Consider the following 26,268-nt stretch of genomic DNA (forward strand, 5'->3'; position numbering starts at 1 on the left):
CGTTGTTGTTATCACATTTGTTATCGGTGGCCTTCCGCCAGTTGAAAAGCTCCACGATAGTTCATTTCCGGGTAACGGAAATCTGGCACAATAATTGTGGTTCAAAATGTGGAAGAGGGCCAATCGCTGGCGCGCCTCTCCCTTGTGATGAGCCGACGAGACGCGGTTTCAGAACCAGGTTTCGAGCTGGGCGCCGAAGAACAGCGTACCAGCGCTATGGTATCCGGCGCTGCCGAAGGTATCCGTTGATGAGTAGTTATCCAGCGATTTGTCCCAGCGCATCCAGGTGGCAAAAAAGCGGATTTCCGGACGCTCAAAGAAGTCCGTTACGTTTTGCAGCTTGAAGGTGGGAGCAAACGTCAGCTTGTAGTAGCTACCGCTGGCGGCGCTGTTGCCGTTAAAACCTTTCGGGTCGATATCCATATACTGATAGCTGGTTTCGTATTGCAGGGCGAAATTCTGATTAATTTGCTGAATGATTCTTGCGTTCAGGGTGACCCAGTCGTAATGGTCAGAATCGATATAGCGATTATTGCTGCTCTGGGCGACGATCAGCGGCGCGAAGCTCAGCCTGTCGGTGAGTGATGTGATACCGTAAGAGGCGAACTTCACGGTCCATGCCGGTTGAATCAAATAACCGTCGGAGCCCGGGCCGCGAACTTCAGCTCCCAGCGCGCGGCCATAAAGCAGCGCGGTTTTCGTACTGCCGGGGCGCAGGCCGTAGAAGCTGTCGCCGTGGTACGCCAGCATGGTGTTAAACCCTTGCGAGGCCGCTTTATCCGACGCCAGACCATCGTTTATGCGTTTGTCGTTGTCCTGCGAGTAGAGGCCGTTGAGCATCCACTGCCAGTTCGCCAGACGGTGATTAAGCGAGAAGGTATAGTTTTGAATATACGTGTTATCCGCGCCGGTCATGTTGTTATATTCAACGTTGTCCATCGTATCGATATCGTTGAAATTACGGCCATATACCGCGAGGTTGGTTTTGATATCTCCCCAGAAATTCACATCATAAATACCGGCCCCGGTACCGATTAAATTCATCATATCGGAATCAAGCCAGTGAATATCGAAGTTATCCCGATCTTCCCGCTTACCGGCCCACAGCGTCGCCTGTTTAAACGCGCCGCTAAACGCGGGCATATCGCTCATTTCGACAAAAGCCTGACGGACGTTCATCTGGCCGTTAAAGGAACTGTCGGTATTATAGGTTTTATCCCACTCGGCGATTTTCATGTAATAACGCAGCTGGCTATTGTTATCATATTTTCGCCGGTAGTTAATATCGGCGGTCACATAGGTATCCGACTCATTGCCAAGGCGACCGACGCTCCCCCCGGTGCTGCCCGCAGGCGTCAGGGAAGGCCCGACGGTACTGGTTGTGCCCTTGCTTGTTAATATGCCGCTGCGCGCGTAGCCGCCGAAGGTGATTTCCTGAAGCTTCGCCTGCGCGACGACATTCTGCGCCGGCTGGTTTTTTATTAATGCCAGATCCTGGTCGGTTCTGTGCTCAACGGCCTGCAGTCTTTCTTGCGCGCGCGCCGCGTTTTGTTCGGCGCTGGCCGCTCTTTTTTCCGCGCGATCTATTTTCCGCGTCGCATCCTGTAACTGGATGCGCGACTGCTTTAATTCGGCCTCAAGTCTTTCAAGCCGGGCATTAATTTCATTCAGGGTGGTATCCGCCGCAGCGGCGGATGCTGGCAAAGCCAGCGCGCAGAGCGTAAGCATATAGGCTTTCATCATTTATACCTGTACAAGAGTGGCTGTGCTCTGGACGTGCGGGTGCAGAGCACAGATGACAGTGCTAATAAACGGGATAGTTATCCGCAGGCTAAATTAATATTCGGGTTGTATTATTTTCAGCTCTCTTTGCGGGTGTTAGCGGTTTTGACAAAAAGGAATGTAATAATAAAAGCAAAAATAAACACCGCGAGTCCCACGGTAATATAGGTGACAAACTGATAGCGATCGTAGAGATACATTAGCGGCGACAGCAGGACCGCCAGACCGTATGAGTTCGCTTTTATCGACAGCAGCGACAGAATCATGCCCCCCAGCGCCGAGCTGGTGAGCATCACCATTATCGCCCGAAGCCCGGATTGCATCACGATACCGAATAAAGCCGGTTCCGAGACGCCTAATAGCTGAGTAATGGTCGCGGAAATTCCGGCGGTTTTAAACGCGATATTTTTCGCCTTCAGTGAAATAGCCAGACATACGGCGGCGTTGGCAAAACCGTACATCGCGCAAACCGTAATGAGTGGATTAAACCCGGTGCCGGCAATCAGCGAGGTTTCAATCATAATAAACATGTGATGCATTCCGGTCATTACGGCAATGGGATAGATAAAGCCGATTAACAGGCCGCCAATACCCGCAGGCAGCGTCAAAAATTGCTGAATTGCCATCACGGCGTAGTGTTCAAACCCATGTACCAGCGGCCCTAAAATCAGTAAAGCGATGGCCACAGCAATCAGAATGACGATAAACGGCGTGAAAATCAGGTCCATCGAGTTGGGCATCACCCGGCGGAAAAAGATTTCCAGTTTTGCGCCGATAATACCGGTGATGAGTGCGGTCAAAATTGACCCCTGATAGCCCACCAGCGGAATAGCGCCAAACACATAAATCGGGCTGCTATTGCCGTACGCCACGTCATAGGCATTAGGCAGCGCCGGGGAAACCAGCATCAGGCCGATTAAAAAACCGATAATCGGCGTACCGCCAAACTTCTTAAAGGCTGACCAGCAGATAAACGCCGCCAGGAAGGCGAAAGCGGTATCGCAGAGTACCGTGGTCAGCGTTTGCAGGGCCGCCGGAACCTGATGGACGCTGCTGCCAAACCACGCCTGCACGGTATCATTAAAAATGACCCCTTTCAGACCGAGAAACAGACCGGTCGCCCCGAGAACCGGGACAATTGGCACAAAAACGTCCGATAAGTTGCGTATTCCCCGCTGTAATCGGCCCGAACTCTGCTTCGTCATTTCATCCTTACTGACTTCGGCAACCTGATATTCGTTAACAAACGCCTGATAAACCTTATTAACGATCCCGGTACCGAGGATTATCTGATACTGACCGGAATTGAAAAATACGCCTTTAACTTCGCTGATATTACGGACTTTATCATCATCGATTTTCTGCCGGTCTTTTACCTGCAAACGTAAACGGGTGGCGCAATGGGTGGCGGAAGCAATGTTCTCCTTGCCGATGGTATTTACAATCTCAACGGCGATATTTTTATATTTGTTCATATTTAACTCATTCCTTAACGAGAATGGTTTGATAAGGTTTCAGGGTGGCGTCGGCGTCGGCATAATTATTGAGTACAATCTCTCCTGCCGGGAGCGTGTAAGGCAGATGCTGCGCGCTTAAGTTGGTGATAGAGATAAAACGTTCGTTGTGTGTTGCGCGCTGGTAGGCAACGATACGCTCGTCAACGTCCTCCACGGCGGCGAATGACCCATAAATCAGCGCTTGCGGATAGTGCTTATTCCGCAAGGCGATCATCTTCTGGTAAAACGCGAACACCGAATGCGCATCGTTTATCTGGCTTTGCGCATTGACGCTAAAGTCGGTTGAAGAAAACGCCAGCCAGGGCTGCGCACCCTGATTAAATCCGCCGTTGACGCTATTCGACCACGGGAAGGGCGTTCGCGAGTTGTCCCGGGAGCGCTGATTAATAAAGCCTAACGCCTGCTGTTCAGAGAAACCTTCCGCGAGGGAGCGGTGATAGTTATCCAGACTGGAAATATCGTCAAATTCCGCAATTGACTGCCGGCAGAAATTTTTCATTCCCAGCTCCTGGCCCTGGTAAATAAACGGCGTTCCGGCCATAAAGAAGTACATCGCGGCCAGCGCTTTGGCACCGATGTCATTTTGGTAATCCGCGTCGCGGATGAGCTTGGACAGCGCCCGGGGCTGGTCGTGGTTTTCAATAAACGTCGTCCCCCAGCCGGCCTGACAAAAAGCGCGCTGGCTGGCAAAAAGCGCTTCTTTGAATTCGCTCACGCGCCAGTTGCGCTGCTTAAACCACTCCGAGCCGTTCTCGACATCGATATCTGCAGCGTGAAAATCGAAGATCATATTGAAATAGCCGTCCGGCCCGATATAGCTGTCGTACTCCTGCAGAGGCACGCCGGGCGCTTCGCCCACCGTCACGCAGCGATGGCGGTTGAAGGTGTGTTCTTTCAGCTCGTTCAGAAAACATTCAATTCCCGGACGGTTGCGCGATTTCATTTTAATGGAGGCCAGTCCATCGACGCCGTCGGCGGGCAGGGAGGCGTAATCCTGATCTTTTTTAATAAACGTAATCGCATCGATGCGAAAACCGGCGATGCCTTTATCCAGCCACCAGTTAATCATGGCGTAGATTTCCTGGCGCAGCTGCGGGTTTTCCCAGTTCAGGTCGGGCTGTTTTTTATGAAAAACGTGCAAATAGTAGCACTCTTCGCCAGCCACTTTTTCCCACGCGCTGCCGCCAAAAATCGAACGCCAGTTATTAGGCGCGGCACCAGCAACGGCGGGCTTAAAGATGTAGTAATCACGGTATTTTGAGGCAGGGTCCGCCAGTGCGGCCTGGAACCAGCTGTGTTCATCGCTGGTATGATTAACCACCAGATCCACCATGATCCCAATCCCCAGTTCGCCTGCCTGCTTAATCAGATCGTCAACATCCTGCAGCTGACCTAAATCGGGGTTCACTGCATAGTAGTCGGCGATATCGTAGCCGTTGTCCGCACCCGGCGAGAGGTAGAACGGCGAGACCCAAATCATGGTGATGCCCAGCGTTTTCAGATACGGCAGTTTCGCGATTATCCCCTGGATATCGCCAATGCCATCGTTATTGCTGTCATAGAAGCTTTTTGGGTACACCTGATAAATGACCGCTTCCTTCCACCATGCCCCTTGTTGTGACTGATTCATCGTTTCTCCTGAGTATGAAATCGATACCATATTGAGTTAAAAAAAATTACGCCGAGGCCCTGATGACCAGTTCCGATTTCAGGTCTTCCTCGTCATAGCGATAGTGCGTGTTGTTGATCAGGGCCAGCAGACGTTCTACCGAGATGCGGCCCAGTTGCTCGATGGGTTGGCTAACGGTAGTGAGCGGAATATGCACCATCTCCGCCACCGGAAGGTTATCAAAGCCCATGACCGCCAGTTCGCCGGGAACGCTGACGCCGTTGGCCGAGAGCGCAGAAATTAAGCCGCAGGCGACTTCATCGCTGCCGGCGAAAATTGCATCGGGACGTTCGCTTTTAGCCATCTGTAGGATCTGCTCAGCCAGACGCTGCCCGTCGCGCCAGGTGTGGACGTGGCGGAAAACCAGCCGCTCGTCAATCGGCTGCTGCCCCTGCTGCATGGCGGCAATAAAGCCGCGGTTCCTTCTGCTACCGTGGCCCTTTTGCTGGAATGCGCCGCCGGTAGAGTAGGCGATTCTTCTATACCCTTTATGCAGCAGCCAACTGACGGCGCGATAGGTCGCCAGTTCATCGTCCATTCTGACCACGGGCAGAGTCGTGTTATCGATGCTGGTGTTGCACAGCAGGATCGGGCCATATTTCTGATATTGCTCGATCACGTCCTTATCACTTTCGACGGCGCACAAGATAAGGCCGTCGATGATCTTTTTCTTCAGCAGATCGAGACAGTTCTCCTCTTCGCCCGCGCTATTGTGGTTCTGAACGATCAGCACCGAGTAGCCGTGTTTACGCGCGGTGACTTCGAGAGCGTCCACCAGGCTGGCGAAAAATGGGTTAGTGATCCTCGAAATGAGTACGCCAATGCGGTGGGTTTTCACGCCGCGCATCTGCTGCGCGACGGTGCTTGGCTCGTAATCGAGCTCTTTCATCGCCGCGAGAATTTTTTCCTTTTTATCTTCAGCGATATAAGGATGATTGTTCAGGAAGCGGGAGACCGTCGTCACCGACAGACCTGCTTTTTCTGCTACGTCTTTTATGGTTGCCATGATGGTTATGAAATCGATATCACATGGGCATAAAATATTTTTGCTGACCGGCCGGGTCAACCGCCTTGTTATAAAACATGACCTGACTCACAATAAATTTTTCCTGCGCTATCCGCGTGCTACGGTTTGCGTATCCGTTGAAGGTGAGTTCGCGACGCGGATCGCCGGGTCGGCAAGACCGTTCGGGTCTGAGCGTGGGGAGGGGAGAAGCGGCGCAATGAATAATGCACGGTATTTTTGTTTTGCTAATATTCCTGGTTTGCCGCAATGAACTTGACATATTAAACCTGATTGCTATTCCTTAAGCTGGCGCCGCGATGATAAGCGCAACGGTGAGGTGAAAAATGGTCAGTGAAAAAGAGAAGCTGCCCGGGATAAAAGAGAGTGAACTTTTTCTTAATTTTGAATGTGCTGCTCGTAAGATCGGGCTCGGGATATTATTATTAATCATCTTCGCAGCGCTGGCGGGGATTTTTTCCACCGGCTATATGAGCCGTGCTGAAAAAACAAATGCCCAGCAAAATTTAACCGTGGTTTATGAGCGTTTTGGCCGTTTGCAAACTGAGTTCCGACTAAAAATTACTGCCCATTCGCGCGTCGCCAATAAATATGTTTTTAGCCTTGGCGGTGATTTTTCTTCATCGCTCGAAACTAATACTATCTGGCCCCAGCCAGATAGTATGTACAGTAAGGACGATCGACTCTTTTTGGTTTATAATAATTTGAAAAGTATGGAAAATATTTCCATATGGCTCTACGTTACGCCCACCGCTCCCGGCAAGCTGAACCACGCTTTACAGCTTAATAGCGAACCCGAAATTCGCTTCTGGCAATTTATTTATCCTTAGGAGAACGTGATGGAGATGGTGTTGCGGGCGCTGGCCATTTATTTAATTTTGCTGGTGGTTTTTAAAATCGCCGGACGCCGGGCGCTATTACAAATGACCAGCTTTGATCTGATTTTATTACTTATCATCAGTGAAGCGACACAACAGGCGCTGCTGGGGAACGACTTTTCGGTCACCGGCGCCATGCTGACGATTATCACGCTGGTGGTGGTGGATATGCTCTTTGGCTTAATGAAAAAATATATGGCTGGCGCCGAGTCAGCGCTTGATGGCTGCCCGGTAATTTTAGTCGAAAACGGCGTTCCGTTAATTGATAAACTCAAAAAAGTGGATGTCTCCTGCGATGATATTCTTGTGGCCGCACGGCAGAATCAGGGTATTACGGAATTAAGTAAAATCAAATATGCCATACTGGAAAGGAACGGACATATTTCTATTATTCCTGCTGAAAGTTAAGAAGGTATCTTTATGGCGAATAATCCTTATAACCAGGCGAAAACCACCGGTGAGCTGACCAAACAAGTCGCCATCGCATTGACCGACTGTCGTTTACGCTTAACCACCGCTGAGTCGTGTACCGGGGGAAGCCTGGCGGCAGCGCTGTGCGCGGAGGAGGATACGGCTGCGTTTTACGATATTGGTTTAATCACCTTTAGCGACCGTGCGAAGCAAAAACTTCTCGGCGTTAAGGCTTCGACGCTGGAAAAGTATAGCGCCGTCAGTCGACAGGCCGTGGAAGAGATGTCGACGGGCGCGCTGGAGTGTTCCGGAGCGGATATCAGCATCGCGATAAGCGGATACGCTGGGCCGGACGGCGGCGAGGACGGGACGCCTGCGGGAACCGTCTGGTTCGCATGGAATTTTCGCGGCGCAATCGACGCGCAGAAGGTGCTGTTTTCCGGCGGCTGCCAGGATGTCGTTGAGAAATCCGTACGCTACTCGCTGGCGATGCTGATGGAGAAACTGCCCGGCTGGCAGGGCGAATAACACTTTCATGGCGGAGGTTCTATGGCGGTCATGACGATCACCGGCGGTACTGCGGGCGTCGGCAAAGCAACGGCTGTTCGCTTTGCGCGGGCAGGCTATGACGTGGGGATTATCGCCCGCGATCGTCAAAGCCTTGAAGCGACGCAACAGGCGTTGCGGCAGTTTGGCGTTCGGGTGCATGTCGTTCAGGCCGATGTCGCTGATGCGGATGCGATTAACACTGCCGCCTGCGAGATCGAAAAGCAATTAGGGGCTATCGAGGTGTGGGTCAATAAGGCCATGTGCGCGGTGCTGGCGCCTTTCAGGACGATGACCCACGATGAATTTTCGCGGGTCACCGAAGTCACCTATCTTGGTTACGTCAACGGTACCCGCGCCGCGCTGGAGTTAATGACGCCCCGCGATCGCGGCATCATTATCCAGGTCGGTTCCGCGCTGGCCTATCGCTCCATTCCGCTACAGTCCGCCTACTGCGGGGCGAAGGCCGCGATTCGGGGCTTTACCGATGCGGTTCGCACGGAACTGATGCATGAAAAGAGCGGCGTGAGTATCTCAATGGTACAGATGCCTGGCCTGAATACGCCGCAGTTTGAGTGGGCGCGCAATAAGTTTGCCTGGGCGATGCGCCCGGTGCCCCCCGTCTATCAGCCGGAGGTGGCCGCAGAGGCTATCTTCAACGTTGCACGCAGGCCCGTGCGTGAACTCTGGGTGGGGAGCAGCACAATCCAGTCTATCGTTGGGCAATTTCTCTTCCCCGGCTTCCTCGATCGACTGATGGTTAATAAAGCATGGGAAGGGCAAATGATCCGGCACAGGAATGTCGCTGACCGGCAGGATTATCTACAACAGCCGGTCAGCGGACTGCATAAAACCCACGGGCGTTTTTCCTCAGAGGCGAAGTATCGCGCCGCCGCCATCACCTCCGGCGTGCCGGGAAAAGCGCTACTCGGCGGCGCGGCAGCGGCGGGATGGTTGTTGGCAAAATGGTTTATCTCGCGTAAAAAACGCTAACGCAGCGCGCTACTGTTGGTCCAGAACCATCGGTAGCCATAGGCGCCAATCTCCAGCTCAACGCGTTTACCCGCAACAAGGTCGTCAGCATAGGTTTTGTCGGCCAGGCAGGGCGTCCAGACGCCCTCGGCAATCTCTTTCGCGGTGAAGCGCACGCGCTTGTCGCTGAAATTAAGAAAGGTGATGACGCGGCGTTGGTCGGCATCGTAGCAAATCCCCAGAATCGCCTGCCGATCGATGCTGATAATGCGAAAAGGCGCAACGGCGATTTCCGGAAACTCGCACCGCGTATTGGCGATATCTATAATGCGATGCAGAAGGGAATGGCGGTGCAGCAGCGAATCAGCGACGTTGACCTTCTGATAGCGAAACGGCCCCTTATCGATCAATGGAGCGACAAAAGTAGCAGGATCGGCTGCGGAGAAACCGCCGCCCGCTGAGCCGGCCCATTGCATCGGCGTGCGCACCGCGTAGCGCTCTTCCAGGGCCAGATTGTCACCCATCCCAATTTCATCCCCGTAGCGCATTATCGGTACGCCGGGGAGTGAAAAGAGTACGGCATGACAGAGCGCCAGCCGCCGCCGTTGAGATCGTAAAACAGCGCCGAATCAATCTGATAAATGATGGCTCGCGTATGCCAGTCCGCCATAGCGCACCTCAGTGATAGCCTTCAGTGCCGGAAACTTTGCCGCGGAATACGTAGTAGCTCCATGCGGTGTAAACCAAAATCACCGGAATGATAAGCAGGGTCCCTACCAGCATAAAGAGCTGGCTGGCGGGCGGCGCGGAGGCTTCCCACAGCGTAATATGCGGAGGGATGATGTTGGGCCAGAGACTGATACCCAGACCACTAAAGCCAAGAAAAATGAGCCCAAGCGTAAGCAGGAAAGGGCGGGCATGGCTACCAGGATGGGCGCTTAACCGCCAGATCCACAGGCTTAAGGCAATGACCAGTACAGGAACGGGTACAAACCAGTAGAAATTAGGCAGGGTAAACCAGCGCTCAGCCACGGAGGGCCAGCCCAGCGGCGTCCAGACGCTCACAACGGCGATGACCGCCATCAGCGCCAGAAGCGTGTGGCGAGTCAGCTCACGCATGCGCTGTTGTAGGGCGCCTTCGCTTTTCATAATCAGCCAGGTCGTACCAAGCAGCATATACGCGACGACCAGCCCTAAGCCGCAGAACAGGCTAAAGGGCGTCAGCCAGTCGAGCGCCGAGCCGGCAAACCTGCGGTCGGCGACCTCAAAACCGTTGATGACCGCGCCTACCACCATCCCCTGGCTAAAGGTCGCCAGCAGGGAGCCGCTGACAAAAGAGTAGTCCCAGAACTTTTGATGCGAGGGGGTGGCCTTGAAGCGGAACTCAAAGGCGACGCCGCGGAAGATCAGGCCAATGAGCATGGCGGTGAGCGGGATAGCCAGCGCATCGGTGATAACGGCGTAGGCCAGGGGAAAGGCGCCAAATAGCCCCGCGCCGCCCAGCACCAGCCATGTCTCATTGCCATCCCACACCGGGGCGACGCTATTCATCATCACGTCGCGTTCATGAGCATTCGGTACAAAGCCGAATAAAATTCCGATGCCAAGATCGAAGCCGTCCATAACGATATACATCAATGTGGCGAATACAATGATGACAAACCAGATGACGGGAATATCGATGCCCATTAGCGAGTCTCCTCTTCAGGCACGGCTTCTGCGGCAGAAAGGGGGCGAGCCGGCGTGCCGGACGTTGACGATGTCAATTCGCTGACGGGCTGCGGCCCTTTCTTAATAAGCCGGACAATGTAGTAATAACCGACGCCAAAGACCGAACAGTACACCACGATAAAGACCAGCAGGCTGACGACCATTTGCGCCGTGCTGTGCAGCGATACCGCATCCCGGGTTCGTAAAAAACCATAAATGACCCAGGGCTGACGTCCCGCTTCGGTCGTGATCCAGCCGGCCAACAGCGCCAGCAGTCCTGCCGGCCCCATCGCCAGGGCGCACCACTGGAAGGCGCGAGAGTGGAAAAGACGCTGCCGATAGCGAAGCCACAGGCTCCAGACGCCGAGAGCAATCATCAGCACGCCCATACCCACCATGATGCGGAACGACCAGAAAACGATGAGGGAGTTTGGCCGATTCTCTTTCGGAAAATCTTTCAGCGCCGGGACCTGCTTATCCAGGCTATGGGTCAGGATCAGGCTGCCAAGCGCCGGAATTTCCAGCCCGTATTTGGTACGCTCTTCCTCCATATCCGGTATGCCAAACAACAGCAGCGGGGTGGCCTCGCCGGGTTTATTCTCCCAGTGGCCTTCTATGGCGGCGATTTTTGCCGGCTGATGCTCAAGGGTATTGAGGCCGTGCATATCGCCAACGAAGGCCTGAATTGGCGCAACCAGCAGGGCCATCCACATCGCCATGGAGAACATTTTACGTATGGCAGGGGTATTGTTCCCGCGCAGAAGGTGCCAGGCGGCAGAGGCGCCCACGAACATCGCACTGCTGAGAAAAGCGGCGATCGCCATGTGTAACAGGCGATACGGGAAAGATGGGTTGAAAATAATCGCCAGCCAGTCCTGGGGAATGACGTGACCGTTTTCAATGGTAAAGCCCTGCGGCGTCTGCATCCAGCTATTGGAGGCGAGGATCCAGAAGGTGGACATTAGCGTGCCGAGCGCCACCATGCAGGTGGTGAAAAAATGCAGTCCTGGGGGGACTTTGTTCCAGCCAAAAAGCATGACGCCCAGGAAGCCCGCTTCGAGGAAAAACGCGGTGAGGACTTCATACAGCAGCAGGGGACCGGTAATACTCCCGGCAAACTGAGAGAAACCGCTCCAGTTGGTACCGAACTGATAGGCCATCACCAGGCCTGATACCACGCCCATGCCGAAATTAACGGCAAAAATCTTCAGCCAGAAATTATATAACGAGCGCCAGACGTCATCTTTTGTCCGCAGCCACATCCCCTCCAGCACCACCAGATAGCTGGCCAGTCCGATGGTAATCGCCGGAAACAGGATATGAAAAGAGACGGTAAATGCGAACTGTAGCCTTGCCAGATTAAACGCATCGAGTTCAAACATGTTCTGAACCCCATCACATAACAACCCCCCGAACCAGGCAGGGGGAAGTGATTAACAACCGATCGTTGCTGATTACGGCTTTTTCTTACCCGCGCCAAGTTCTGCGCCGGTGAGAGGATCGCCTTCCGGGTCGGATTGGGTGCGTTTCGCCATGGTTTTCACCAGGGCCTTTTGTTCGGCCGTTAGCTTAACGCTGGCACCGCCATCTCCGCCATCTACTGCAGGCTGTGGATTCGCAACATACTCGAAGTGCAGATCGCTATTCCAGCTGCCGCGAATGTCATCGCCCTCTGACATATTGTAGTAGGTGCTGGCGTAGTCAGTGATTGGCGGTAGTTTGCCCGGCGGATAGTTGTTTCTGATGGATTGAAGCGCCTTCTCAAAAGAGAGCTGATGGGCGGCTTCTCGGGTCATCAGAAAGGCCAGCGCATCCTTCACGCCGGGGTCATCGGTGACGTTTATCAGGCGCTCGATGATTTTAGCGCGCGCCTCGGCGGCCACGTTGGAGCGTAAATCCGCGGTGGGTTCACCAATGGTGTCAATGTATGCTGCGGTCCAGGGCACGCCGGCGGAATTGGTCAGCGGCGTGCCTCCGCCATATAACAAAGAGGTAATATGGCTGTCGTTGCCGTTAGCGGTAAGCGAGCGGTACAGATCGGCTTCGTTTTCCGTACCTTCCGCCAGGGCGCCTTTCGCCCCTTTATTGAGCATACCTACCAGCGAGCCGATAATTTCAAGGTGGCTCAGCTCTTCGGTAGCAATGTCCATCAGCATATCCTTGCGACCCGGATCGTCATCGCTCAGGCCCTGTGTGAAATATCGGCATGCGGCGGCGAGTTCGCCCTGAGGGCCGCCGAATTGCTCCAGAAGGAGATTAGCCAGCCCCGGATTAGGTTCCGCGACCCTGACGGTATACTGAAGTTGCTTAACGTGTCGGAACATAGGCTCTTATCCTTATTGCTTATTTTTTAGCTTCAACGCCTTTTGCGTCAGAGCGCAGAAGGAACTCTTCCGTTGTTTGCGGGATATGTTTCAGCAGCCAGTCGGCCATGGCCCGCTCTTCCGCCAGAATGGATTCGATGGCGGGAATAGACGCGGTGTCACCGGCTCTTTTCGCAGCGGCAAGCAGAGAGGTATAACACGCGATTTCAAACTGTTCGAAAACATAGCCGCTAATTGAACCCTTAACGATTTCATCGGAAGGGAACATGCCGCCAATAGATTGACCTAACGCAGCCATTTTACTCATTGAATCTTTCAGCACCGACCGCGATATATCATTACGATCCAGAATCTCTTCCAGAACCGTAATTTGGCGCTTGGTTTCGGTGACGTGCTGTTCAATTCTGCTACGCAAATCGGGGTAGTTATCGATACGGCCAGCCATCGACTCCAGCATGGATTCTGCTTGTTTTTCCATTGCATGCGCATCGCGTAGCCAGTCGTGATAGTGTTCAACGTGATTCATAATGAACTCCTTAATATCAGGTTATTTTCTGGCTATTTATTTTGTGCTTCTTTATTAATATTGCCGACCGCCAGGTCAGTTAATTTCAGATCGGTTGATTTCTCTTCTTCTAACGTTTCTGTTAAAAGCTTAACCGCTTTTTTATAACCCAGCTGTTGGGCTAAAGTGGCGAGAGTGCCGTAGCTGGCAATTTCATAATGTTCAACTTTTTGCGCTGCGGCAATTAACGCGGCATCGCGCACTTCATTTTTCTCAGTACTCTCAATAACCTCGTTAGCTTCTTCTATAAGCCCCTCCATCGCCACGCATTTCATGCGCTTAATTTTAATATTGGCTTCTTGTTCGACAATTTGATCGATACGTTCAATTTGCCCCTGGGTCTCCTCCAGATGCGCTTTGAATGCGGCGCTAAGCTGCTCGCTTGACGCCGCCCGGGCTAGTTTAGCCAGGCCGCGGGTTAATTGTTTTTCCGCGCTATAAGTATCCGATAACAGATGAATAAAAACGTCTTCTATGCTCTTCATATTCATTGGGAATATCCTTAATGCTAGAGAATAACTGCGAGTCCGCAGACCCGCAGGATACTCTTATTAATTACAAGAGAATGAAACGATTAATAATCAGGAGTTGTCAGATTTGCGTCCACCACCATGACTATTTTGGCCGCCTTTTTTACCGGCCTCAGATGCACGTTGCGGATCGTTTTTAAAATTACCACCGCTGTGCTGACCGCCTTTACGTCCAGCTTCAGATGCTTTATCACGGTCTTCAGCGAAATTACCGGAACCACCACGATGTTCTGCCATATTTTCATACCTCTGTGAGTTTATGTCAGGTAGATACGATTTAATTACGTATCCGTTGTCGTTCAGCAATTAAATTTAGTCGGTATTTTTGAACAGTCAAACCGGTTTGCGGTGATATTTTTTGAAATAATCTGAATTATGCCGCGGCTACCGTTCCGCTTGTTTAAAGTGGCTGCGAGCATAACAGGCTAGGAACTAACGAAAACATTTATATTGCTGCAGGATATATTTATGACCTCTGCGTTAATACGGGAGGAAACGGGCGACGCAGGGCTTTACGTCTCTTTACATAAGCGCGAAAAATAAGTTATCGGAATCGTGAAAGATATTAAGAACACAACCGGGAAAAATCAGAAAATAGCGTTTTGCCAATGCTGAAGGTCATTTTAGGATAATTCAATGCGGGAGAGAAATAAGGCACCAGATCACGAGGCTGTGAAATGGTGCGTCCGAGTGGACTCGAACCACCGACCCCCACCATGTCAAGGTGGTGCTCTAACCAACTGAGCTACGGACGCATTATGGTGCGTTTAATTGGACTCGAACCAACGACCCCCACCATGTCAAGGTGGTGCTCTAACCAACTGAGCTATGAACGCATTGTTGCAGTGGCAACGGGGACGCATATTAGCGGCAGGGAGGGGTTGTGGCAAGAGGCAAACGTCACTTTTCTTCCAGATTTCTCGCGATCGCAGAAGTTTTATCCATATTGGTTATATTTTACTGATGCGAAAGAGGATTTGCTCATCAAGAGACGAAAACGGCGCTGAATCAGCGCCGTCAGGTATCGATAAATTGCCGCCAGAGATTAGCGCGCGGCGCGCTGCAATATGACGCTGGAAGGCTGACGCTGCAGGAAACGCATGCGCAACATCATCATTACGGCAGCGGAGGTGAGGCCAATGATAAACCCGCACCAGAAGCCAGCGGGACCCATGCGCGGCACCACGATATCGGTCAGAGCCAGCAGATAGCCGCTCGGCAGCCCCAGAACCCAGTAGGCGGTAAAGGTAATAAAGAAGATGGAACGCGTATCTTTATAACCGCGCAGGATGCCGCTGCCGATCACCTGTATGGAGTCAGAGATCTGGTAGATCGCCGCGAGCAGCATCAGCTGGGACGCCAGCGCGACAACCTCAGGATTATCGTTATACAACAGCGCGATTTGCTCACGCATCAGAATGGTGAAAACCGCCGTAATCACGGCCATACACACTCCAACCCCGACGCCGGTTCTGGCCGACGTTTGCGCCTCCAGCGTCGAGCCTTGCCCGAGACGGAAACCGACGCGAATGGTCACCGCCGCCGCCAGGGAGAGCGGTAATACGAACATCAGCGAGCTGAAGTTTAGGGCAATCTGGTGCCCGGCCACGTCGACAATGCCCAGCGGTGAGACCAGCAGCGCGACTACGGCAAACAGGGTCACTTCGAAAAACAGCGCCAGCGCAATCGGCAGGCCCAGCTGCACCAGACGCTGGATAACGGCGAAATCCGGTTTGCTGAAGCGCTCAGCGTTATGAATATCGCGCATCGAACGCGCGCGGCGAACCCAGGAGAGCATGCAGAAAAACATCACCCAGTACACCGAAGCCGTCGCCACGCCGCAGCCGATCCCGCCGAGCTCAGGCATGCCAAAGTGACCGTAGATAAAGATGTAGTTCACCGGAATGTTGACCAGCAGACCGATAAACCCCATTACCATGCCCGGCTTGGTTTTTGCCAGGCCTTCACACTGGTTACGCGCTACCTGGAAGAACAGATAGCCGGGCGCGCCCCACAGCAGAGCCCGCAGGTAGCCGACCGCCTTCTCCGCCATCGCCGGGTCGATGTTATGCATGGAGCTGATGATGTAGCCGGCGTTCCACAGTACCACCATGACCAGGATCGAGACGAAGCCCGCCAGCCAGAACCCCTGGCGTACCTGGTGGGCGATGCGGTCGCGACGGCCGGAACCATTCAGTTGAGCAATAACGGGCGTCAGGGCCAGCAGCAGGCCGTGGCCGAAGAGGATTGCCGGCAGCCAGATGGAGGTACCGATGGCGACGGCCGCCATATCGGTGGCGCTATAGCCGCCCGCCATCACGGTATCGACGAAGCCCATGGCGGTTTGGGCGACCTGGGCGAGTATAACGGGTATAGCCAGTGCTAATAACTGACGCGCTTCAATAAAATACTTCTGCACGTAAACACCTTTATATTGTTGTTATTGGAGGACTAAAAAAGCCGCCATCAGGGGCAGCAAGAAGAAAAAGCAGAGGGATTTGCCAGACTATTGTAGCGAGGATTAGCCATTTAGCCAGTGAAAAAATCGCACAACACGTTGTGCGCTGGCAACCTGTTTTGCCACCTGTTATTGTTCGTGTCATAGCCTAAAACGGTCTTGATACCGTTACGAATTCATACAGGAGCAAAATATGTTTACCGGTATTGTGCAGGGGACCGCCAGAGTGGTGGCCATTGATGAAAAACCCAACTTTCGCACCCACGTTGTGGAGCTGCCTGAGCATATGCTTGCGGGGCTCGAAACCGGGGCTTCGGTAGCTCATAACGGCTGCTGTTTAACCGTCACCGATATCGATGGCGCGCGAGTGAGTTTTGACCTGATGAAAGAGACCTTGCGCATCACCAATCTGGGCGCGCTGCGCGAGGGCGACAGCGTTAACGTCGAGCGGGCGGCAAAATTCAGCGATGAAATTGGCGGCCACCTGATGTCAGGCCATATTATGACCACCGCGGAAGTGGTTAAAATTCTGACGTCGGAAAATAATCGCCAAATCTGGTTTAAGGTTCAGGACCCGACGCTGATGAAATATATCCTTTATAAAGGCTATATCGGCGTCGATGGTATTAGCCTCACGGTAGGGGAAGTGACGCCCACCCGGTTTTGCGTGCATTTGATCCCGGAAACGCTGCAGCGCACCATCCTTGGCGTGAAAAAACTGGGGGACCGGGTAAATATTGAGATCGATCCGCAGACTCAGGCCGTTATCGATACCGTTGAGCGCGTTCTGGCGGCAAAAGAAGCAGCAGCGGCCCTGAAAAACGCGGCCGAATAATAAATTCCCCCGCCGAAGCGGGGGAATTTTTAGCGGGCTACGCGCAGGCCGTGTTCGGCACCGCGAGAAAAAACCACCTGCCAGAGCTGAATATCGCGCGCGCGGAAAGCGCCGGCGCAGGCATTCAGGTAATAGCTAAACATGCGTTTGAAGCGCTCCGAATAATTGTCGGCAATTTCCGGCCAGCTATTCAGAAAGCGCTCATACCAGGCCATTAGCGTGGTGTCGTAGTCGGCACCGAAATTATGCCAGTCTTCCATAACAAAATGCGGCTCGCTGGCTTCGGCAATCTGGCGTACTGAGGGCAAACAGCCGTTAGGGAAGATATATTTATCGATCCACGGGTCGACGTTATGGTCGGTTTTTTTCGAGCCGATAGTATGCAGCAGGAAGCGGCCTTCGGGTTTCAAATTCCGGTCGACCACGTCGAAGTAGGTGGCGTAATTTTTCGGCCCGACATGTTCAAACATGCCGACTGAGACGATACGGTCAAAGCTCTCTTGCAGGTCGCGGTAATCCTGCAGCAGGATAGTAACGTCAAGACCTGCGCAGCGCTGCTGGGCCATTTTTTGCTGCTCAGCTGAAATCGTGACGCCGACAACGCTGACCTGGTAATTTTTGGCCATATAGTAGGCCAGTCCACCCCAGCCACAGCCGATATCCAGCACCCGCATCCCCGGCTCAAGCTGAAGTTTACGGCAGATGAGATCTAATTTTGCCTGCTGTGCGTCTTCCAGATTCTGCGCATCCTTCCAGTAAGCGCAGGAATACTGCATATAGGGATCGAGCATGCGGCTGAACAGATCGTTGCCTAAATCGTAATGCTCTTTCCCGACAATCCAGGACCGTTTTTTACTTTGCAGATTGAATAAGCGTGCAGTGGCGATACGCAGGGTATCTTTGAAATGATGGGGAAGCTGATTTTCCAGACCGGCGCGTAATACTTTATGGAAAAATATATCCAGCCGCTCGCAATCCCACCAGCCGTCCATATAGCTCTCGCCTAAACCCAGCGACCCTTCCTGCAAAACGCGTTTAAAAAAATGAGGGTTTTTAATCCGCAAATCGGAGGGCGCAGGACCATTAATTTCAATGCCCGCACGGCTTAATAATTCAGCTGCGATTCGGTACCAGTCATCATTTGGTACACTTACTTCTTCTATACACGATGAACTCATAGCTTCTCCATCACGCCCAAGTGATCAGAACCTTAAAACAGCGTAGACGCTTTTTTGGCTTTGTGAGAAATCTCACGGATAATCCGTAAGGCTGCTATCCGACGTAGAACAGAGGAAGGGAGATAACCCTTGCCGAAAGGCCTTCCATGGTAAAACGGGATGCATCCTGCTCCCGTTAAAAATCAACTAATCTTTCTATTTATGTGATGCCGGATCCAGTATAGGCCGCTAAAAACAGGCTTTCAACAAAAATATCTTAGCAAGCTAACTACTGGATCTGGCAACTATCAGCAGAATACCTTAAGCATGTGACGATTCTGTTTCCAGATGCGCGGCCTTATGCTGCATGCGGTAGCCGATTCCGGCCAGCACGATGGAGACCAGCATCACGCTGGTGGTCGTTAGCAGCGGAGTGGCGATCAGCGTGGAGACCAGCAGGCTGGTCAAAAAACAGAGGCCAAGCTGCAGGGTGTTTTGCAACGCCGCGGCGCGGCCTGTCGCCTCAGGGAAGGGCTTCAATGCCTGGGCGACGACGATAGGATAGATACCGCCATTCACCACCGCCATGGCGCAGAACGGAATCATTAATCCCACCAGGGTTGCATTTTCCCGCAGGCCAACCAGCCAGGTGGCGGCCACGCTGACGGCGAAGATCGCCAGCAGCCACGGCAGAATTTGCTGGCCCTGCCATTTTTGCAGCGCCGCCCGGCAGCCGTAGCCGCCTACCAGAAACGCGATGGTTTGCGGAACATAGCTCAGGCCGATAACGGTCGGGCCGTAGCCCATCTCGTGAAGGATAAACGGCGACCCCGTCAGCCAGGCAAAGAAGCTGGCGGAACAGGCGGCGTAGATCAGCACGTTGCCGCTATATTCCCGCGAACGCAGCAGGGCGAGGAACGTAAGCTTCTGCTGGGTGCTGACGATCCTTTTTTTCGCCGCCTTCAGGCGCAGGGCTGGCAGCATTAACAGCAGGGTAATGGCGAACAGAACGGCAAAAATAGCCTGCCATTCAAAATGAACCAGTAACCAGCTGCCGAGCAGCGGCGCCAGCGCAGGCGATAATCCCACCAGGGGCATAATGGCGGCGAAAATGCGGTTGGTTTTTTGGGCAGGATAATAATCGGTCACCATGGCCTGCCAGGTCACCGCGGCGGCGCAAACCCCCAGAGCCTGGATAAAACGCAGCGCCAGCATCAGCGTAGCATCGCGGACCCAAAGCATGCCCAGACAGCCGATGGCAAAGATGGCCAGTCCGCTCAACAGCACCGGTTTACGGCCGTAACGATCGGAGATGGGCCCCCAGAAAAGCTGGCCTAGCGCAAAGCCCGCGAGAAACAGACTCAGGCTGGCGCTGATCGACGCCGCTGAGGTATGCAGATCTTGCTGCATGGCCGCAAAAGCCGGCAGGTACATATCGGTGGCCAGAAAGCCCAGAACGCTGAGTCCGGCCAGCCAGACTAAAAATCCTTTCCCAGGTTGTTGCATATCATTCTCTTTTTAGTGATGCAGGTACGATGGCGCAGAGTGTAGGGAGTGCATTCAGGCTTGTGAAACGCTAATATTTGTCAGGTGAATTCAAAAATTTTGCAGGCAGAAAATGTGGTCTGAATACTCGCTTGAAGTTGTCGATGCTGTCGCCCGCAACGGCAGCTTTAGCGCCGCTGCGCAGGAATTGCACCGCGTCCCTTCGGCCGTCAGCTATACCGTGCGTCAGTTGGAAGAGTGGCTGGCGGTGCCGCTATTTGAACGCCGCCATCGGGATGTCGAGCTAACCCCTGCCGGCGTTTGGTTTTTGCAGGAAGGGCGATCTGTTATCAAAAAAATGCAGATCACCCGCCAGCAGTGTCAGCAGATAGCCAACGGCTGGCGCGGACAGCTCTCTATCGCGGTGGATAATATCGTTAAGCCAACGCGTATGCGGCAGATGATCGTTGATTTCTATCGTCACTTTGATGACGTTGAGCTGATTGTTTTTCAGGAGGTGTTCAACGGCGTCTGGGATGCGCTGGCCGACGGTCGCGTGGAGCTGGCGATCGGCGCAACGCGCTCAATTCCGGTCGGGGGCCGCTACGCCTTTCGTGATATGGGAATGCTGAGCTGGGACTGCGTCGTCGCAAGCCACCATCCGCTGGCCAAAATGACGGGACCTTTAAGCGATGACGTCCTGCGCAACTGGCCATCGCTGGTCAGAGAGGATACTTCACGCTCGCTGCCGAAGCGGACCACCTGGCTGCTCGATAACCAGAAGAGGGTGGTTGTGCCGGACTGGGATGCCTCTGAAACCTGTCTCTCCGCGGGGCTGTGCGTCGGGATGGTGCCCGGGCATTTAGCAAAGCCGTGGCTCGATAGCGGTGAATGGACGGCGCTGGAGCTGGAGAACCCATTCCCGGATGCTGCCTGCTGTCTGACGTGGCAGCAAAGCGATGCCTCTCCGGCCCTGTTATGGCTGCTGGATTATCTTGGCGATAGCGAAACGCTGAATCGGGAGTGGCTGCGGGCGCCGGAATAACCGACGCCGCAGGAAAGGTTAACGGCGGTAATCGACAAACGGGCCGTCGGCCACAGAGCGGCGCTCGACCAGACGCGGATGGACTTCAATCGACTGCGAGACTTCGCGCTTATTGACGATGCGATCCAGCAGCATATTAAAGGCCGCTTCGCCCAGAGAGTCTTTAGGCTGATGGATGGTGGTCAGCGCCGGGCTGAAGTAGCGGGCGTTGCGCACGTTATCATAACCGATCAGCGAAATATCCTGCGGCACGCGCAGCCCCATTTCATCCGCCGCGCAGATGGCGCCCATGGCCATAATATCGCCGCCGCAGAAAATAGCCGTCGGGCGAGGATGCTGGTTGAGAATTTGCTGCATGGCGCGATAGCCGGACTCCGGTTCAAAATCGCCCTGGACAATCCAGTTTTCCGGAACGCCGATCTGCGCTTCTTCCATGGCTTTCATAAAGCCTGCCAGCCGGCCCGCACCGGTGTTACGCTCCAGTGGGCCTGGGATCGCGCCGATATCGCGGTGGCCGCGTTCAACCAGGTAGCGTCCGGCAATATAGCCGCCTTCGAAGGCGTTATCGACGACCGAATCAGTAAAGTCGGCTTTTGCCTCGCCCCAGTCCATGACCACCATCGGGATGTGGCGATACTCTTCCAGCATGCTTAATACCGATTCCGGATACTCGGAGCACATCACCAGCAGGCCATCAACGCGCTTCTGCGCCATCATTGACAGATAGGCGCGCTGTTTCTCCGGGTCGTTCCAGGCGTTGCCGAGGATAAGGGTATAGCCCTTCTGGAAGCAGCTTTTCTCGACCGCTTCGATAATCTCGGCGAAATAAGCCGCTTCGCTGCTGGTCGCCAGCAGACCAATAGACTTGGTGTGATTGACCTTCAGGCTGCGAGCAACGGCGCTGGGGGAGTAATGCAGCTCCTTAATGGCCGCCCATACCGCATTGCGCGTCTCTTCCGCTACGAATCGGGTTTTGTTAATTACATGTGATACTGTTGTAGTGGAAACGTTTGCGCGTTTCGCTACATCTTTAATAGTTGCCATTACTTCTCACTCCAGACCTTGACCTGATCGTCTGTTTATCGGTACGTAAACGATTGCCTGTACACACCCTGGCGCCAAAATGGATCATGGCATCACGTCGGGAAAACGACACAGAACGACAGGAAGGGGTCAATGGCCGATACGCTTTCAAATTAGCGTGGGATTTTGTCCGATCTTGGGGCAAAGGGGAAGAGCAAAAATGTGCATCACTCTAAATCTCGGAAGATTTTTACGCTATTCTGTGTAAAAATGAGCAAGCTCACTTTTCATGTGGGGATAATCAGGGGGAAAAATTGATGGATACAAATTTAAAGTTTTCGCTGACGACAACGATTATTGTTCTGGGTTTGATTGTTGCCGCAGGTTTGACTGCAGTACTGCACTAATTCTTTACTGAGAGGGAGGGGCCGCTCTCCCTTTACCCCCCGCCTATTATTATCAATTTCGCAAAAATCTTTTGCCATTTCGTTTACTTTTGTTTTTCTGTGATTGATGTCATGCTTTTGACTTCTGAATAAGATGCCGTCGCTGAAGGCGGCCTGATGGAGTTCCTGCATGAAAATCAACTTTCCCCTGCTCGCGCTGGCGATCGGCGCCTTTGGTATCGGCACGACCGAGTTCTCCCCGATGGGACTATTACCGGTTATTGCTAAAGGCGTGGATGTGTCTATTCCGGCGGCGGGAATGCTCATTAGCGCTTATGCCATCGGCGTGATGGTCGGTGCGCCGTTAATGACTCTGCTGCTCTCCCACCGCGCGCGCAGAAATGCGCTAATCTTTCTGATGGCCATTTTTACCCTCGGTAATGTGCTCTCTTCAATTGCCCCGGATTACACTACGCTGCTGCTGTCGCGCATTATTACCAGCCTCAACCACGGCGCCTTCTTCGGTCTCGGCTCGGTGGTGGCGGCGAGCGTGGTGCCTAAACATAAGCAGGCCAGCGCGGTAGCAACGATGTTTATGGGGCTGACGATCGCCAATATCGGCGGCGTTCCTGCGGCAACCTGGCTGGGCGAAACTATCGGCTGGCGAATGTCGTTCCTGGCAACGGCGGGGCTGGGCGTTGTTGCGATGATCGGCCTGTGGCTGTCGCTACCGAAGGGCAGCGCCGGCGAACGTCCGGACGTGAAGCAGGAACTTTCGGTGCTGATGCGTCCGCAGGTGCTGTCGGCGCTATTGACCACCGTGTTGGGCGCCGGGGCGATGTTCACGCTTTATACCTATATCTCCCCGGTTCTGCATACCATCACCCACGCTTCACCGCTGTTTGTGACCGCCATGCTGGTGCTGATTGGCGTCGGTTTCTCGCTGGGTAACTATCTCGGCGGTAAGTTTGCCGACCGTTCAGTTACCGCAACGCTGAAGGGCTTTCTTCTGCTGCTGATGGTCATTATGCTGGCGATCCCGCTGCTGGCTCAGTCGCAGGTGGGAGCGGCGATAAGTATGGTTGTCTGGGGGGCGGCGACGTTTGCGGTGGTACCGCCTTTGCAGATGCGCGTGATGCGCGTCGCTCATGAGGCGCCGGGGCTGTCTTCATCGGTTAATATCGGGGCCTTCAATCTTGGTAACGCGCTGGGCGCGGCGGCGGGCGGCGCGGTTATATCCGGCGGCCTGGGATATGCGTTCGTACCGGTGATGGGAGCGATTATCGCGGGCGTAGCGCTACTGCTGGTGCTGTTCAGCGGGAGGGCGCAACCGGAAGAGGCGTTTGCTAACCATTAAGTTCACGTGAAGTGAAATAATAACCGCAGAAGCAGCAATGCTTCTGCGGTTGGCTTTTATGCTGCCAGATTAGCGGCAACAAACTTCCAGTTTACCAGCGCCCAGAAGTGTTCCAGATAGTTCGGACGGGCGTTACGGTAGTCGATGTAATACGCATGTTCCCAGACATCCACGGTCAGCAGCGGGGTGGCGTCGCTGGTCAGCGGCGTACCGGCGTTGCTGGTAGAGACGATGGCCAGGCTACCGTCGGCATTTTTCACCAGCCAGGTCCAGCCTGCGCCGAAATTTTTTGCCGCCGCGTCGGTGAATTTGGCCTTGAAATCCGCGAAGCTGCCGAAAGATTTAGCGATAGCCGCCGCCAGTTCGCCTTCCGGTTCGCCACCGGCGTTTGGCGCCAGGCAGTTCCAGTAGAAGGTGTGGTTCCAGACCTGCGCGGCGTTGTTAAAGACGCCGCCATCGGAAGAACGCACGATCTCTTCCAGGGTTTTGCCTTCAAACGCGGTGCCTTTGATCAGGTTGTTAAGGTTAGTCACATAGGCCTGGTGGTGCTTACCGTAGTGGTATTCCAGGGTTTCCGCTGAAATGTGCGGCGCCAGGGCGTCTTTTGCATATGGTAATGCAGGTAATTCGAACGACATTGCTACTCTCCTTTTTATCGTTATACCCTTCATAATCCCAGCGGCATCTGTATTGACTGCCTGCACTTACCCCGGTCATGTACTGTTGTTCGCTCCCGGGATGCGCTGAGCTGCCGCAAGACTCGGCTTAAGCCTCGCCCCTTTGGGGCCTGCGCAAGCGCGGTTCAAAACGGCAGGGCGTTCTGTGATGCTGCTGCAATTATTCTGGGTCTGGTGCGCGCAATAACCCTGTATTGCGCAAGGTAATAGTAGCAAATTAAAAGATGTGGCAAAAGAGAGAGTTACCCTGTCGCCGCAGCGACAAGGCACATTTAGCGAATGGTTTTCGGCGTCATAACGCGACGCGCGCCGACGTAGTGGCGTACCCAGTAATCGTCGCTTAAAGAGGTAATCTGTATATCGCGACCGGTGCGCGGAGACTGGATAAACTTGCCGTTGCCGACGTATACCCCGACGTGATCTGCCGTCCCGCGCCCGCGGGTGCGGAAGAAGACGAGATCCCCGCTTTGCAGCTCGCCGCGATCCACTGGACGAGCGTCGCGCAGGTGATACATCTCATTGGCAGTGCGCGGAATATGAATTTTAACCAGGTCTTTATAGGCGTAATAGACCAGACCACTGCAATCAAATCCGGTGCGCGGAGAGGTCCCGCCCCAGCGATAAGGTTTGCCAATCTGATCCATCAACTTTGACATCGCGGTGCTTTGCGCTTTTTGTACCCGCGCTTTATGCGCATCGGCGATAGTCAGCTGCGGCTCGTCGGCAATGGGTTTGCAGCGGGTTTTATAGCCTTTACGCACCACGCACTTTTTCTGCAGGCTCGCCGCGGCCAGCTTGCTTTCCGCAATCGACCTTGTCGAGCTGGCGCACAGCTTTTTGTAGCCCTTGCGCAGGACGCATTTTTTGGTGGCGCTGGCGGTCTGGCGTGAAGCGGTTGTTTTGCTGCGGCTGGCGGTCGGTGTTTTTTTGCTGGAGGTTTTGGCGGTGGTTTTGCTTTTGGAACTGGCTGCTTTTTTCTTACGCTCTGCGGTAGTGCCTTTAGCCGGATGCGCTTTGGGCGTGGCCGAAGCGTGCGTATGCCCGGAAGCATGCGCCAGCGGCGTAAGTGAAATAGATGTGAAAAGTAATGCACAGAGCGAAATCGCGATTTTGTTAAGACGCGCCACTGAGCAATCCCCTGATTAAATTACAGACATATACCTATGCCTGACGATGAATGACAAAACGCATCGATTCTAAAGCATAAAATCGTGGAAAGTTAATACTCTTTTGTATCTAAAGTCTCGTTTGGTTAACATTTGCAAAAAAATGCGTCTCCCGGCGGGCTCGCCGCATGAAAAACGCGCAACGCGTTGCTGCGTATAGCAATAAAATGATATTTTTGAGGCAACTTTTGCCTACAGAAGATAAAATGAGGCAAGTGAAAAAAATGTTATTATCGGTCCTGCGTTCAGGGCGCTACAATGACAAATTACTGCCGTAGAGAAGTTTAAGGAAGCACGACAATGAGCACGACTTTAGAAAAAATCCAACGTCAAATCGCTGAAAACCCGATCCTGCTGTATATGAAAGGGTCTCCGAAGCTGCCAAGCTGTGGTTTCTCCGCTCAGGCCGTTCAGGCGCTCTCTGCCTGTGGCGAACGTTTTGCCTACGTCGATATCCTGCAAAACCCGGACATCCGCGCGGAGCTGCCTAAATACGCTAACTGGCCAACCTTCCCGCAGCTGTGGGTAGACGGTGAGCTGGTCGGCGGCTGTGACATCGTGATTGAAATGTATCAGCGCGGCGAACTGCAGCAGCTGATCAAAGAAACGGCCGCTAAGTACAAAACTGACGAGCCGAAAGCAGAGTAATTTTGCTTTAAATAAAAAAGCGACTTCCCGTGAAGTCGCTTTTTTTTCATTGTCATCCCTAAACCACCTCCTAGGGAGGTGGTGATTGATCCTGTAAGGCTAT

At 53.5% G+C, this 26,268-nt stretch carries 27 protein-coding genes, 2 tRNA genes and 1 pseudogene; 10 read left to right on the forward strand and 20 right to left on the reverse strand.

The annotated features are described in order from the left end of the window. Positions 1 to 168: 168 nt before the first annotated feature. The 4 genes from ABLV11_RS15630 to ABLV11_RS15645 form a co-directional block, all read right to left on the reverse strand. Complete coding sequence (locus ABLV11_RS15630) at positions 169 to 1,743, reverse strand: carbohydrate porin (RefSeq protein WP_024274281.1); 1,575 nt, start codon at positions 1,741 to 1,743, stop codon at positions 169 to 171. Positions 1,744 to 1,859: 116 nt separating this feature from the next. Next, positions 1,860 to 3,257, reverse strand: a complete 1,398-nt coding sequence (locus ABLV11_RS15635; protein ID WP_204724468.1) for a PTS transporter subunit EIIC — start codon at positions 3,255 to 3,257, stop codon at positions 1,860 to 1,862. Positions 3,258 to 3,264: 7 nt separating this feature from the next. Beyond that, positions 3,265 to 4,929 (reverse strand): alpha-glucosidase, encoded by a 1,665-nt coding sequence (locus tag ABLV11_RS15640; RefSeq protein ID WP_024274279.1) that lies wholly within the window; start codon positions 4,927 to 4,929, stop codon positions 3,265 to 3,267. Positions 4,930 to 4,975: 46 nt separating this feature from the next. After that, positions 4,976 to 5,974 (reverse strand): LacI family DNA-binding transcriptional regulator, encoded by a 999-nt coding sequence (locus ABLV11_RS15645; protein ID WP_004102726.1) that lies wholly within the window; start codon positions 5,972 to 5,974, stop codon positions 4,976 to 4,978. Here ABLV11_RS15645 and ABLV11_RS15650 point away from each other — a divergent pair. The 5 genes from ABLV11_RS15650 to ABLV11_RS15670 all read left to right on the forward strand — a co-directional run bounded on the left by ABLV11_RS15650 (position 5,973) and on the right by ABLV11_RS15670 (position 8,820). Then, on the forward strand, positions 5,973 to 6,245 hold the full coding sequence (locus tag ABLV11_RS15650) for a hypothetical protein (RefSeq protein WP_224330222.1): 273 nt from the start codon (positions 5,973 to 5,975) through the stop codon (positions 6,243 to 6,245). The two genes, ABLV11_RS15645 and ABLV11_RS15650, sit on opposite strands and share 2 nt — an antisense overlap. A gap of 73 nt (positions 6,246 to 6,318) precedes the next feature. Then, the gene (locus ABLV11_RS15655) at positions 6,319 to 6,822 is read left to right on the forward strand and encodes a hypothetical protein (protein ID WP_224330223.1); all 504 of its coding nucleotides are present in this window, start codon (positions 6,319 to 6,321) and stop codon (positions 6,820 to 6,822) included. A gap of 9 nt (positions 6,823 to 6,831) precedes the next feature. After that, a complete protein-coding gene (locus tag ABLV11_RS15660) occupies positions 6,832 to 7,278 on the forward strand; it encodes a YetF domain-containing protein (RefSeq protein WP_004102722.1) in 447 nt (148 codons plus the stop codon). Between the two features lie 12 nt (positions 7,279 to 7,290). Further along, positions 7,291 to 7,809 (forward strand): 2-oxo-tetronate isomerase, encoded by a 519-nt coding sequence (locus tag ABLV11_RS15665; protein ID WP_024274278.1) that lies wholly within the window; start codon positions 7,291 to 7,293, stop codon positions 7,807 to 7,809. Between the two features lie 21 nt (positions 7,810 to 7,830). Next, on the forward strand, positions 7,831 to 8,820 hold the full coding sequence (locus ABLV11_RS15670) for an SDR family oxidoreductase (RefSeq protein WP_224330225.1): 990 nt from the start codon (positions 7,831 to 7,833) through the stop codon (positions 8,818 to 8,820). Here the strand turns inward: ABLV11_RS15670 and ABLV11_RS15675 are convergent. The 11 genes and pseudogenes from ABLV11_RS15675 to mdtK form a co-directional block, all read right to left on the reverse strand. Beyond that, positions 8,817 to 9,404, reverse strand: a pseudogene (locus tag ABLV11_RS15675) (glycosidase); the annotation flags it as partial. The gene ABLV11_RS15670 and the pseudogene ABLV11_RS15675 overlap by 4 nt on opposite strands. Next, on the reverse strand, positions 9,347 to 9,469 hold the full coding sequence (locus tag ABLV11_RS15680) for a hypothetical protein (protein WP_016810085.1): 123 nt from the start codon (positions 9,467 to 9,469) through the stop codon (positions 9,347 to 9,349). The gene ABLV11_RS15680 and the pseudogene ABLV11_RS15675, both read right to left, overlap by 58 nt. Positions 9,470 to 9,477: 8 nt before the next feature. After that, positions 9,478 to 10,488: a cytochrome d ubiquinol oxidase subunit II gene (cydB, locus tag ABLV11_RS15685; protein ID WP_016810086.1), complete on the reverse strand. Its 1,011-nt coding sequence runs from the start codon at positions 10,486 to 10,488 to the stop codon at positions 9,478 to 9,480. Then, the gene (locus ABLV11_RS15690; protein ID WP_024274275.1) at positions 10,488 to 11,891 is read right to left on the reverse strand and encodes a cytochrome ubiquinol oxidase subunit I; all 1,404 of its coding nucleotides are present in this window, start codon (positions 11,889 to 11,891) and stop codon (positions 10,488 to 10,490) included. The genes cydB and ABLV11_RS15690 overlap by 1 nt, the downstream gene beginning before the upstream one ends. 72 nt (positions 11,892 to 11,963) lie before the next feature. Further along, positions 11,964 to 12,833 carry a manganese catalase family protein gene (locus ABLV11_RS15695; RefSeq protein WP_348855425.1) on the reverse strand — a complete coding sequence of 290 codons (870 nt, stop codon included), beginning with the start codon at positions 12,831 to 12,833 and terminating at the stop codon, positions 11,964 to 11,966. Between the two features lie 19 nt (positions 12,834 to 12,852). Continuing rightward, positions 12,853 to 13,359 (reverse strand): ferritin-like domain-containing protein, encoded by a 507-nt coding sequence (locus tag ABLV11_RS15700; protein ID WP_004102713.1) that lies wholly within the window; start codon positions 13,357 to 13,359, stop codon positions 12,853 to 12,855. 32 nt (positions 13,360 to 13,391) lie between these two features. Continuing rightward, the gene (locus tag ABLV11_RS15705; protein ID WP_004102712.1) at positions 13,392 to 13,889 is read right to left on the reverse strand and encodes a ferritin-like domain-containing protein; all 498 of its coding nucleotides are present in this window, start codon (positions 13,887 to 13,889) and stop codon (positions 13,392 to 13,394) included. 90 nt (positions 13,890 to 13,979) lie between these two features. After that, on the reverse strand, positions 13,980 to 14,165 hold the full coding sequence (locus ABLV11_RS15710) for a general stress protein (protein ID WP_004136767.1): 186 nt from the start codon (positions 14,163 to 14,165) through the stop codon (positions 13,980 to 13,982). A gap of 441 nt (positions 14,166 to 14,606) precedes the next feature. Beyond that, positions 14,607 to 14,683: transfer RNA gene (locus ABLV11_RS15715), tRNA-Val, on the reverse strand. A gap of 4 nt (positions 14,684 to 14,687) precedes the next feature. Further along, positions 14,688 to 14,764 (reverse strand) — tRNA-Val (locus ABLV11_RS15720). A gap of 209 nt (positions 14,765 to 14,973) precedes the next feature. Next, positions 14,974 to 16,347 (reverse strand): MdtK family multidrug efflux MATE transporter, encoded by a 1,374-nt coding sequence (gene mdtK, locus ABLV11_RS15725; protein ID WP_024274274.1) that lies wholly within the window; start codon positions 16,345 to 16,347, stop codon positions 14,974 to 14,976. Between the two features lie 232 nt (positions 16,348 to 16,579). On the opposite strand from mdtK, the gene ABLV11_RS15730 reads away from it, so the two are divergent. Continuing rightward, positions 16,580 to 17,221: a riboflavin synthase subunit alpha gene (locus ABLV11_RS15730; protein ID WP_348855429.1), complete on the forward strand. Its 642-nt coding sequence runs from the start codon at positions 16,580 to 16,582 to the stop codon at positions 17,219 to 17,221. A gap of 29 nt (positions 17,222 to 17,250) precedes the next feature. On the opposite strand, the gene cfa is transcribed toward ABLV11_RS15730, so the two are convergent. Next, entirely contained in the window at positions 17,251 to 18,399 is a 1,149-nt protein-coding gene (cfa, locus tag ABLV11_RS15735; protein ID WP_004113452.1) for a cyclopropane fatty acyl phospholipid synthase, read from the reverse strand. Positions 18,400 to 18,699: 300 nt separating this feature from the next. Beyond that, positions 18,700 to 19,884 carry a purine nucleoside transporter PunC gene (gene punC / locus ABLV11_RS15740; protein WP_004113451.1) on the reverse strand — a complete coding sequence of 395 codons (1,185 nt, stop codon included), beginning with the start codon at positions 19,882 to 19,884 and terminating at the stop codon, positions 18,700 to 18,702. Between the two features lie 112 nt (positions 19,885 to 19,996). Here punC and punR point away from each other — a divergent pair, with 112 nt between their 5' ends. Then, positions 19,997 to 20,908, forward strand: coding sequence for a DNA-binding transcriptional activator PunR (punR, locus tag ABLV11_RS15745; RefSeq protein WP_004102702.1), 912 nt, complete (start codon positions 19,997 to 19,999; stop codon positions 20,906 to 20,908). A gap of 18 nt (positions 20,909 to 20,926) precedes the next feature. Here punR and purR read toward each other — a convergent pair whose 3' ends face one another. Further along, positions 20,927 to 21,952 carry an HTH-type transcriptional repressor PurR gene (purR, locus tag ABLV11_RS15750; RefSeq protein ID WP_126489212.1) on the reverse strand — a complete coding sequence of 342 codons (1,026 nt, stop codon included), beginning with the start codon at positions 21,950 to 21,952 and terminating at the stop codon, positions 20,927 to 20,929. Positions 21,953 to 22,248: 296 nt separating this feature from the next. On the opposite strand from purR, the gene ABLV11_RS15755 reads away from it, so the two are divergent. Continuing rightward, positions 22,249 to 22,338: a YnhF family membrane protein gene (locus tag ABLV11_RS15755; protein ID WP_049082851.1), complete on the forward strand. Its 90-nt coding sequence runs from the start codon at positions 22,249 to 22,251 to the stop codon at positions 22,336 to 22,338. Between the two features lie 169 nt (positions 22,339 to 22,507). Continuing rightward, positions 22,508 to 23,674, forward strand: coding sequence for an MFS transporter (locus ABLV11_RS15760; RefSeq protein ID WP_004102698.1), 1,167 nt, complete (start codon positions 22,508 to 22,510; stop codon positions 23,672 to 23,674). A 56-nt stretch (positions 23,675 to 23,730) separates the two neighbouring features. On the opposite strand, the gene sodB is transcribed toward ABLV11_RS15760, so the two are convergent. Both sodB and ABLV11_RS15770 read right to left on the reverse strand, forming a co-directional pair. Further along, positions 23,731 to 24,312 (reverse strand): superoxide dismutase [Fe], encoded by a 582-nt coding sequence (sodB, locus tag ABLV11_RS15765; protein WP_004102696.1) that lies wholly within the window; start codon positions 24,310 to 24,312, stop codon positions 23,731 to 23,733. A 311-nt stretch (positions 24,313 to 24,623) separates the two neighbouring features. Then, positions 24,624 to 25,478, reverse strand: coding sequence for a C40 family peptidase (locus tag ABLV11_RS15770; RefSeq protein ID WP_016810094.1), 855 nt, complete (start codon positions 25,476 to 25,478; stop codon positions 24,624 to 24,626). Positions 25,479 to 25,817: 339 nt separating this feature from the next. Between ABLV11_RS15770 and grxD the strand changes: the two genes are divergently transcribed. Beyond that, on the forward strand, positions 25,818 to 26,165 hold the full coding sequence (grxD, locus tag ABLV11_RS15775) for a monothiol glutaredoxin 4 (RefSeq protein WP_004102692.1): 348 nt from the start codon (positions 25,818 to 25,820) through the stop codon (positions 26,163 to 26,165). Positions 26,166 to 26,268 lie beyond the last annotated feature (103 nt).

The organism is Klebsiella sp. GW_Kp181, from assembly GCF_040062315.1.
Lineage (GTDB): Bacteria > Pseudomonadota > Gammaproteobacteria > Enterobacterales > Enterobacteriaceae > Klebsiella > Klebsiella oxytoca.

Excerpts from the sequence above, each read along its gene's own strand:
- ABLV11_RS15630 (WP_024274281.1), bottom strand. The coding sequence starts at position 1,743 with ATGATGAAAGCCTATATGCTTACGCTCTGCGCGCTGGCTTTGCCAGCA.
- ABLV11_RS15635 (WP_204724468.1), bottom strand. The coding sequence starts at position 3,257 with ATGAACAAATATAAAAATATCGCCGTTGAGATTGTAAATACCATCGGC.
- ABLV11_RS15640 (WP_024274279.1), bottom strand. The coding sequence starts at position 4,929 with ATGAATCAGTCACAACAAGGGGCATGGTGGAAGGAAGCGGTCATTTAT.
- ABLV11_RS15650 (WP_224330222.1), top strand. The coding sequence starts at position 5,973 with ATGATGGTTATGAAATCGATATCACATGGGCATAAAATATTTTTGCTG.
- ABLV11_RS15645 (WP_004102726.1), bottom strand. The coding sequence starts at position 5,974 with ATGGCAACCATAAAAGACGTAGCAGAAAAAGCAGGTCTGTCGGTGACG.
- ABLV11_RS15655 (WP_224330223.1), top strand. The coding sequence starts at position 6,319 with ATGGTCAGTGAAAAAGAGAAGCTGCCCGGGATAAAAGAGAGTGAACTT.
- ABLV11_RS15660 (WP_004102722.1), top strand. The coding sequence starts at position 6,832 with ATGGAGATGGTGTTGCGGGCGCTGGCCATTTATTTAATTTTGCTGGTG.
- ABLV11_RS15665 (WP_024274278.1), top strand. The coding sequence starts at position 7,291 with ATGGCGAATAATCCTTATAACCAGGCGAAAACCACCGGTGAGCTGACC.
- ABLV11_RS15670 (WP_224330225.1), top strand. The coding sequence starts at position 7,831 with ATGGCGGTCATGACGATCACCGGCGGTACTGCGGGCGTCGGCAAAGCA.
- ABLV11_RS15680 (WP_016810085.1), bottom strand. The coding sequence starts at position 9,469 with ATGGCGGACTGGCATACGCGAGCCATCATTTATCAGATTGATTCGGCG.
- cydB (WP_016810086.1), bottom strand. The coding sequence starts at position 10,488 with ATGGGCATCGATATTCCCGTCATCTGGTTTGTCATCATTGTATTCGCC.
- ABLV11_RS15690 (WP_024274275.1), bottom strand. The coding sequence starts at position 11,891 with ATGTTTGAACTCGATGCGTTTAATCTGGCAAGGCTACAGTTCGCATTT.
- ABLV11_RS15695 (WP_348855425.1), bottom strand. The coding sequence starts at position 12,833 with ATGTTCCGACACGTTAAGCAACTTCAGTATACCGTCAGGGTCGCGGAA.
- ABLV11_RS15700 (WP_004102713.1), bottom strand. The coding sequence starts at position 13,359 with ATGAATCACGTTGAACACTATCACGACTGGCTACGCGATGCGCATGCA.
- ABLV11_RS15705 (WP_004102712.1), bottom strand. The coding sequence starts at position 13,889 with ATGAATATGAAGAGCATAGAAGACGTTTTTATTCATCTGTTATCGGAT.
- ABLV11_RS15710 (WP_004136767.1), bottom strand. The coding sequence starts at position 14,165 with ATGGCAGAACATCGTGGTGGTTCCGGTAATTTCGCTGAAGACCGTGAT.
- ABLV11_RS15730 (WP_348855429.1), top strand. The coding sequence starts at position 16,580 with ATGTTTACCGGTATTGTGCAGGGGACCGCCAGAGTGGTGGCCATTGAT.
- cfa (WP_004113452.1), bottom strand. The coding sequence starts at position 18,399 with ATGAGTTCATCGTGTATAGAAGAAGTAAGTGTACCAAATGATGACTGG.
- punC (WP_004113451.1), bottom strand. The coding sequence starts at position 19,884 with ATGCAACAACCTGGGAAAGGATTTTTAGTCTGGCTGGCCGGACTCAGC.
- punR (WP_004102702.1), top strand. The coding sequence starts at position 19,997 with ATGTGGTCTGAATACTCGCTTGAAGTTGTCGATGCTGTCGCCCGCAAC.
- purR (WP_126489212.1), bottom strand. The coding sequence starts at position 21,952 with ATGGCAACTATTAAAGATGTAGCGAAACGCGCAAACGTTTCCACTACA.
- ABLV11_RS15755 (WP_049082851.1), top strand. The coding sequence starts at position 22,249 with ATGGATACAAATTTAAAGTTTTCGCTGACGACAACGATTATTGTTCTG.
- ABLV11_RS15760 (WP_004102698.1), top strand. The coding sequence starts at position 22,508 with ATGAAAATCAACTTTCCCCTGCTCGCGCTGGCGATCGGCGCCTTTGGT.
- sodB (WP_004102696.1), bottom strand. The coding sequence starts at position 24,312 with ATGTCGTTCGAATTACCTGCATTACCATATGCAAAAGACGCCCTGGCG.
- grxD (WP_004102692.1), top strand. The coding sequence starts at position 25,818 with ATGAGCACGACTTTAGAAAAAATCCAACGTCAAATCGCTGAAAACCCG.